Source organism: Flavobacterium bizetiae (assembly GCF_902804475.1).
Classification (GTDB): Bacteria; Bacteroidota; Bacteroidia; order Flavobacteriales; family Flavobacteriaceae; genus Flavobacterium; species Flavobacterium bizetiae.
In genome coordinates this window covers 1-8729 of the sequence record NZ_CADCSU010000129.1, presented here as the reverse complement: position 1 = coordinate 8729, position 8729 = coordinate 1, and the positions used below count along the sequence as shown (strand labels likewise).

Annotated in this window: 6 protein-coding genes; 1 reads left to right on the top strand and 5 read right to left on the bottom strand. The window is 33.0% G+C overall.

Annotated elements, in window-relative coordinates; translation table 11 throughout:
• Positions 1-86 precede the first annotated feature (86 nt).
• Both FLACOL7796_RS17995 and FLACOL7796_RS17990 read right to left on the bottom strand, forming a co-directional pair.
• Positions 87-722 carry an HmuY family protein gene (locus tag FLACOL7796_RS17995; protein ID WP_173972113.1) on the bottom strand — a complete coding sequence of 212 codons (636 nt, stop codon included), beginning with the start codon at positions 720-722 and terminating at the stop codon, positions 87-89.
• A gap of 27 nt (positions 723-749) precedes the next feature.
• On the bottom strand, positions 750-2816 hold the full coding sequence (locus FLACOL7796_RS17990; RefSeq protein WP_173972112.1) for a TonB-dependent receptor plug domain-containing protein: 2067 nt from the start codon (positions 2814-2816) through the stop codon (positions 750-752).
• 105 nt (positions 2817-2921) lie between these two features.
• On the opposite strand from FLACOL7796_RS17990, the gene FLACOL7796_RS17985 reads away from it, so the two are divergent.
• Positions 2922-3824: a DUF6607 family protein gene (locus FLACOL7796_RS17985; protein ID WP_173972111.1), complete on the top strand. Its 903-nt coding sequence runs from the start codon at positions 2922-2924 to the stop codon at positions 3822-3824.
• 103 nt (positions 3825-3927) lie between these two features.
• On the opposite strand, the gene FLACOL7796_RS17980 is transcribed toward FLACOL7796_RS17985, so the two are convergent.
• The 3 genes from FLACOL7796_RS17980 to FLACOL7796_RS24820 are packed head-to-tail and all read right to left on the bottom strand — an operon-like array spanning position 3928 to position 8571.
• Positions 3928-5400: a RagB/SusD family nutrient uptake outer membrane protein gene (locus tag FLACOL7796_RS17980; protein ID WP_173972110.1), complete on the bottom strand. Its 1473-nt coding sequence runs from the start codon at positions 5398-5400 to the stop codon at positions 3928-3930.
• A gap of 4 nt (positions 5401-5404) precedes the next feature.
• The gene (locus tag FLACOL7796_RS24825; protein ID WP_262889171.1) at positions 5405-7291 is read right to left on the bottom strand and encodes a TonB-dependent receptor; all 1887 of its coding nucleotides are present in this window, start codon (positions 7289-7291) and stop codon (positions 5405-5407) included.
• A complete protein-coding gene (locus FLACOL7796_RS24820; protein WP_262889170.1) occupies positions 7246-8571 on the bottom strand; it encodes a SusC/RagA family TonB-linked outer membrane protein in 1326 nt (441 codons plus the stop codon). Before FLACOL7796_RS24820 ends, FLACOL7796_RS24825 begins: the two co-directional genes overlap by 46 nt.
• Positions 8572-8729: the final 158 nt, after the last annotated feature.

Genomic DNA, 8729 nt, shown 5'->3' with positions numbered 1-8729 from the left:
CCTAAAATTAGCGTGAATAATTTTGTCAATATAACAAAATCACTCTCAGGCAATATATTACATTATAATATATTGCAAATATTTTCTTAGAATGTTGTAGTACTGTTAGCCTGGTAAGCAAAATTAAATGTATAATATCTTGGTGCCGAATCTGCTGCAGGAGTTGCCGGTGCCCCTTTGTAGTAACTTAAGATTTCGAATTTCGCGTATTTTCCATCGTGTGTTTTCACAACATATATCTTTCCTGCTTTAGCGGTAATAATATGAGTTACATCATTATAGTTATACCATATATTAGCTCCTGAAGCCGGAAATGCTGGTACTTTAGCAGCATCCTGAACAAAAGTATTTGCTGCAGGAAAAAGAGTTACACTAGCAAATGTACCACCAACAGCACTTACTGATCCAGATCCTTTTCTTGTTGGTTCACCTGCATCATCAACATTGATTTTTGTTCCTCCATTTACAATAATACTAGTTCCACGGAAAGCAATATCCCAATTATCAGTTGTAACAATTTTATTTTCAGAAAAACTGAATCTTGTAAAGTCACCACTAACCGGCTGCCCTTGACCACCTGATTGTGGCGCATAAAGATCAGAAACTTTTTGAGTTGCAACTGGTGGAATTACATTATCATCGTTATTATCGTCATCACTGCTACAAGATGCAGTAAAAAGTACTAGTGCTAAAAGCGAAAGTTTTAAGAAATTTGTTTTCATAGTAATGGTATTTAAATTATTGTTGATTTAAAAATTATATTGAATTCTTGCATAAAGCTGTCTGCCTGAAAGACTCGGAATTTGACCTGGATCTGTATAATCGAATAAATTATTAGCTCCGGCCTGAAGCATGAACTTATCTGTAATATATTTTGAAGCTGCTAAGTTTGTAATAAAATAATCTCCTATAAAATTGTCGTATTTGTCAAGAATTCCGTTTCCATTGGTATCAAACAGACCATATTTACTGCGATATAAAACACGTAAATTGATGTCTGTTTTTATTGACGGAATAGTGTATGCAAATTTAAGATTGGCGGTGTGTTTCGATCTATTGTATAATCCGAAGTAATCTGACTTATCTATTTTAATTGTTTGCAAATCAGAATTACGAATGTATTGATGCTCTTCAAAATTATCAACAACTGATTTGTCTTTAGCAGTCAAATATTGGTATCCAAACGAAACTGAAAAGTCTTTCGTAAAATCATAAGCAGAGTTAAACTCAACACCATAAGTAAATACATTGCTAAAATTAAAATAGCTAAAAATATTCTGACCACCTTTTTTAACAGCAACAGCACGAGTATCAATTAAATCGCTAATCAAATTATAGAAAGCATTTATTTCTACTTTAAGTTTGTTCTTTTTATAAAAACCTCCAAAATTAAAGTTTATCGAACTTTCCGGTTTCAATGGTTCATTAAAATCTATTCCGGCTACTCTTGACGAAAGCAAATCCTGACTTGCAAATTCATCTAAGCGAGCTTCGGCCACATTATATCCTAAAACAGTATATAATACTGATGGATTTGTAAAATCAAAATATAACTGACGGAAATCTGGTGCTTTGTAACCATAACCTACCGATCCTTTAAGAGAAAAGTTGGTATTAAATTTATAGTTTACAGCTAATTTTGGGCTAAATTGTGAGGCATATTCGCTATGATTATCATACCTGAATCCGCCAAGAATATTTAATTTATCTGTTGGATTATAATCATATTGCAGATAAACATATTGCGAATTAAATTTGACATTACTAGCAAAATAAGTACGGTCTAATGTTTCATAATTAAGTCCAACACCTGCTGTTAATTTGTCCTTATTTATAGACCAAGTAGTTCTAACTTCTGGTCTAACCAACCACTGATCATAATAGGTACGATCAAAAAGTACATTATCCGGATTATTTAAAAATGCATCATTTTTATAATTGGTCGCATATAATTCGTATTCCCAATATAATCTGGAATTCCATCTATGTTCTACTTTTAGTTGTGAATTCCACTCATTTTCTTTTGCATCACCTTCATATCTTTCGGTTTCAATTACAGCTCTATTATCGATCTTTTGATTAAAAAAACGATTACTAAAAGTTAGTTTAAGATTTTCTGAAAAATCGTAATATATTTTGGGCTGAATTGTGGTATTGTGATATTTTTCAACATTCTTCAACCACGTACTTTTATTTAAGTCAAATCCGTCAGTCGAATAAAAATTGGCAAATAAATTTGTAGCAAATTTTTTCTTTTTCCAAAGTAAATTAGCGTTTGCATCATTGGTATTAAAAGTACCATATCGATAAGAAAGATTACCTGAAAACATATCTTTTTTAGGTCTTTTTGTAATTACGTTAATAACCCCACCCATCGCTTCAGAACCGTACAACGCAGATGATGCTCCTTTAACAATTTCAATTCTTTCAATATTTCCAACAGAAATTCTCGATAAATCTAAAACTCCTGAACTTCTTCCTACAAGGGGAACTCCGTCAATAAGAATCATAGTATATGCTGCATCAAGACCTTGCATTTGTACCCCCTCAAAACCACTTTCATCCGGAATCAAAATAATTCCGGTTTGTTCGTTTAGAATTTCATTTAATCTTGTAACACCAGATTTTATAATTGCCTCAGATGTAATAACAGTCATCGGTAACGGCAAAGACGAAAGCACTCTTTCAGTCCTTGTTGCTGTAGTAACTGTAACTTCTGATAATTCATTTGTTTTAACGCTATCTTTTTGAATTTCCTGGGCAACAGAAATTTGAGAAAAAAGGAAAACTACAAAAAGGATAAATTTTATTTTCATTATTTTTATTGAGTCTTAATAATGGCGCAAATATATGAACTATTTTTATTTGTTCTAAATAAAATACATATATTTGCGAAAATTTAAAAAACAAAAAAATAAGTTATGATTTCAAAAAGCCTCTATTTTTCAGCCGTTATAGCTTTGACTTGTAGCCTTGGTTTCAGTCAGGATAAAAAACAACAAGACATTAAATCAATCAAATCAATGTGTGGTTGTTACGAAGTGAAATTTAATTTTACAGAAACTTTTCAATATCCTAAAGATTCTCTTACTTACAAGCCGTCAGAAACTAAACATGAATCTGCTTTAGAATGGGTAGAATTATTAGAAGATACTCCTAACAAAATTGTAATGCAACACTTACTTATAGTGAGTGACGATATGATCATCAAACACTGGAGACAAGATTGGTTATTTGAAAACACAGACTTATATTCATTTGATAAAGGAACTTCCTGGAAATATAAAAAACTAGACAAAAAAGCCGTAAAAGGACAATGGACTCAGAAAGTATATCAGGTAGATGATAGTCCTAGATATGAAGGATCATCTACTTGGGTACATGTAGACGGAAACGATTACTGGGCAAACGTTGCTGATGCACCTTTACCAAGAAGAGAGCAAACAAAACGTAACGACTACAATGTTTTGAAAAGAAGAAACATTCATGAAATTACTGCTACAGGATGGAATCATGAGCAAGACAATGACAAATTAATTCGCGATGACAGCGGAAAAGATGTTTTGTTAGCGCAAGAAAAAGGTATGGATGTTTACACTAAAGTTGCAGACATTAAATGTATCGCAGGACAAAAATGGTGGAAAGAAAACAATGCACTTTGGAAAAATGTTCGCGACAAATGGCAAACTCTTTTTAACAGACATAAAGATTTAAATCTTGAGGCTAAAGTTGACAGAAAAGCGCTTTATTCTCTTTTATTTGATTTAAAACCAACTGCTACAAAAGCAGAATCAGATGCTATTATTGACAAATTTGTAAAATAAAAATATTTGTGTTAGTTATTAAAAAAGCCGGTAGTTTTAAAACTACCGGCTTTTTTTGTAATATCTATTTTAGATTTAGAAAAACTTAATACACTTTATTAGACTAAAGTTCATTTTGTTTTACCAATGGGTTTGCATTAATCTCATCTTTAGGGATTAACCATTGCCATCTTTTATCAGTTGGCGGTACAGTCATCACTCCGTTTGTAATTCCTGAATCATGATTTGCTCCCGTTCTATCTAATGAAGCGTTTGTTCTTTTTAAATCATAAAATCTAAAACCTTCTCCCCACAATTCAATTCGTCTTTGAATTAGTATTTCATCCACTAACGCTTGTCCGCTATTGGTAGACAAAACATATTCAGGATCTCTGCTACTTTCCAAATCAAAAAGAATCGAAGCTGCATCAGCTTGTCCTAATCTGGCTTTTGCTTCTGCTTCTATAAGATACATTTCCGCTGCACGCATATAAGGTACATCACATCTACTATCTCCGGTACCAATGGCAAGGAATTTTTGACTTGTATACGGGAATTTTGCAAAAACATCTGAAAGTCCAAGACTTGGATGACTACCATCTTTACTAAAAATAGTCGAACGAACATCTGTAGCAGGAATCTTGGCATACAACTTACTGTTAATTGCTTTAGGGCAAGAACGTATTACTGTTGAGCTAAAGTTTCTGGACATATAAGCTCCAAAATTCCCAAAATACTGTGTTTGCACTTCGTTAATATGACTTCCCCACATCCACTCTTTATTATTGTAATCATTAAAACCAGCACCATAATCTGCAACAGACATTAAACTCATTCCTGATCTTGCTTTATTGGCATAATCTGCTGCTATTGCCCAATTGCCCTGAGTTAAAGCTACACGTGCTTTTAATCCTTGTGCCACTTTTAAATCTAAATGAGAATTATTTGGTTTTGCATATCCTACCAATAAAACATTTGCTTCATCTAAATCTTTATTGATCGGAGTGTATACTTCTTCAACTGTAGAGCGCGGAAAATTATCATTACCAACAGTTAAAATAATCGGAACTCCCAATTGCGAATTTGTTTCGCCATTTACATATCTTTTACCATACAATTGCACCAACTGAAAGTGGCAAAATGCGCGGTATAGCAAAGCTTGTCCTTTTACAATATTTTTATCTGCTGTTGTACCAATTGCAGCGTCAGTAGCATTTATAATTGTATTAGCATTTCGAATTATTTGATAATACGTTCGATAAGCGAAACGAATATCTGGTGCATTTTCATTATTGAACGCACTCCAATTATAGTCCTGTAAAAACCAACCATTTGTGATTGGAAAAACTATATCTTCTCCTGCTAAATCAGTTTGTTGCATTAATCCACCTAAACCAGATTCGTTTTGATTTTCATATCTTATATATAAAGATCTATGAATCCCATTTAAAAGGGTCATTAAATTTTCGGTCGTTTTTGTTGCACCTTCATAGTCAACAAACTCTGTCGGTTTTTTATCCAGAAAATCATCTGAGCAAGATCCTAAGATCACTATCGATAGTACAAAAAATACCAGTTTAATATATATTGATTTCATGTTTTTAAAAATTTAAATTAACACCTAACGTAATTACTCTCGAAGGAATGTATCTATTTTGAGTCGTTCCGTTAAAACTTTGAGTTGGATCCATTCCCTGACGTTTAGTAAAAAGTAAAAGATTTTCCCCATTTATATAAACTGAAGCATTATCAATCTCTAATTTTGATATCAGATCAGAAGGTAATTTATACGAAAGATTAATTTGTCTTAGCGATAAATAATCAGATCCTACTAACCATCTGTCTGAAGGTGCATTTGATTGTGGACTTCTAGTAACATCTAATCTAGGAACGTCTGTAATATCTCCTGGCTTTTGCCATCTGTTTAGGATATCTGTACTAAATGCTGAACCATAATTGTTCCCCGATTGCATTAAAGTAGAATAATTGGTATCATACATCAAACCACCTATTTGATAAGAGAACATAACATCTAACTGAAGTCCTTTGTATTTGAACGTACTACCAAAACTTCCGAATAAATCCGGTATTGCAGAACCTGCATAGTGCATCAGCGCTTTATTTTGATCTGTTGTTACATTCACTCCATTGACCACTCTTCCTGTACTATCATTAGCAGCCATTTTTTCAGGATCAGCAACATATAATGCATATCCGTCTGCAGGATCTACTCCATACCAATCTCTTAACCAATAATCATAAATCGATTGACCTACAGCAAGCTTTTTATACCCTGTTGTTGTAATTATTTCTTTTTGTGGCAATTTTGTAATTTCATTTTTAATGGTTGACGCATTTACATTTAAACTCCATGAAAAATCATTTGTTTTAAGAACTACTCCGTCTAATGAAATCTCAAAACCTCTATTATACATAGACCCAATGTTTTCCATTCTATAATCTAATCCTGATGACAATGGGTTTGGTACTGCGAAAATAAGTCCATCGGTATTTCTATGATAATACTCCACGCTTCCTCTAAGTCTATTTTTAAACAAACCAAATTCTACCGCTAAATCCTTCTGCGTATTTACTTCCCATTTTAAGTCAGGAGCACCAGCCGCATAAGTTAAGATCCCGCCTTCGTTACCATTATCATTTCCTAAACTAAATGTTGGCTGACTTACATAATAATTCAAACCATTTATTTCAGAACCGGAATCGTTACGATCACTTATAATATGAGAATCATTTCCAACTTCTCCTATCGACGCTCTTAATTTCAAATCACTGATCCAGGAACTATTTGCAAGGAAATTTTCCTTAGAGATTACCCAAGCCCCTCCAAAAGACCAAAAATCACCCCATTTACTAGCGAATTTTGAAGAACCATCTCTACGAAACGAAGCTGAAAAAATGTATTTATCCATATAATCGTATCCTACTCTTGAAAAATAAGATTCAGTTGCATAATTTCTGGTGTATGAAGTTAAACCGGTTACTGTTGCATAATTTATAAACTCTACATTATCCGGCGCCACCTGACCCGTTTTAGAACCACTTGTCCAATCTCTTTGGTAATCAAAACTTTCATGACCAAGTAATACTGTAATAGAATGGTTTCCGATTTTTTTAGAATAATTAAGCAATTGATTATAGGTTAAACCTGTTAAGATTTTATCATCTTTACCCATTAATCCTGCAGGAGCTCCATCTCCTATCAAAGTATTATATGAATACGTTCTATTGTAATACGATTTATCAATTGCAATATTGGTAGTAAACTTAAAGTCCTTTAAAAAACTTACTTCAAAGAAAGTTCTGGCAGAAAGGGCAAGACCTTTAACGACATCTGTATTATTTAATGTTTCATAAACAACATTTCTTCCGTTAGCCGCTCCAGATCCTCTTGTAGTTGAATATACCCTGTTTCCCGAAACATCTAAGACATAATCACCATTTTCCGTATGATCAAAAACAGGATAAATTGGCCCATTGATCGCATTGACATAAAAGGATTGCTAAACGAATTTGTATTTTCTACCCCATCAACTCCTAATTTTGAATTCGTTAATGCTCCTGAAATGTTTACTCCAGTTTTAAACCAATCATTTAAACTTGTATTTAAATTTAATCGTCCTGTAGTTCTTTCGAAACCTGATTTTCGAATATATCCTTCCTCTGTCAAGTGTCCTAAAGAAGCAAAATAATTTGACTTTTCAGATTTTCCCTGATAAGAGAAATCAACATTTTTACGTACTCCGGCTCTTTCGAGTTGTTTTTCCCAATTTAAATCCTCAGGATATAACAATTGAGCATTCGGATTTAATTTACCATCTGTTCCAACAACACTACCACTTGGTACATTAAAAGGATTCACTACCAATACTTGCCCAACTCTTCCTGACGCATATTTATTTGCCTCGTCAATATCTGCTTGCGTCTTCATTGGACGGCTATTTCTTATGGCTTCCCATTCTAATGGATAATATTGATAAGCATCAACTCTATCATAATCTTTAATAGATCTTGAAGTCATACCAGTACTTACATTCAATGAAAATTTATCTTTTTGCGATTTTCCGGATTTAGTAGTAATTATAATAACTCCATTCGCTGCCTTTGAACCATATAAAGATGTTGAAGAAGCATCTTTTAAAACCGTTAAGCTTTCGATATCAGTTGAATTCAAATTACTAATATCTCCTGCATAAGGAACTCCATCAACAATATATAGTGGAGTATTCGAACCATTGATCGAACTAAAACCACGTATTCTAATTTCTGGTGCTGCTCCTGGTTGCCCTGCTGAACTTTGAACCTGAACACCAGAAGTACTTCCTTCTAAAACAGAAAGTGCATTCGTTAAAGGTCTATTTTCAAGTTGTTCTGATTTAATTTGTGTTGCGGATCCAGTGTAAGATGATTTCTTTGCCTTACCATATGCCACAACGACAACTTCATCTAACTCTTTTCCAATCTCTTTCATTTTAGTATTTATTACCGAAGATGTCCCAACAGTAATAGTAACATCCTGCATACCTACATACGAAAATAAAAGAACATCTCCTGTTTTCGCTTTGATAGAATATTTACCATCAAAATCGGTTTGCACGCCATTCTTTGTTCCTTTGACATTAACATTTATTCCTGGTATTGGTCCTGATGCATCAGAAACTGTTCCCGAAACCACTCGTTCTTGTGCATAAAAAAACTGAGAACTCATTAAGAAAATCAGTAACAACAACCCTTTAATTTTTTCTTTCATTGTATCAATTTTGAAATTATTTTGGCGCAACTTATCAAATTAATACAACTTTAACAAGATTTTTATTTCTTTTAACATTAATAAATGTAATCTGTTTACTACTTTTAACAAACACAGCACCTATTAATTGACTGATTTTAGATGATTTAATACATAAA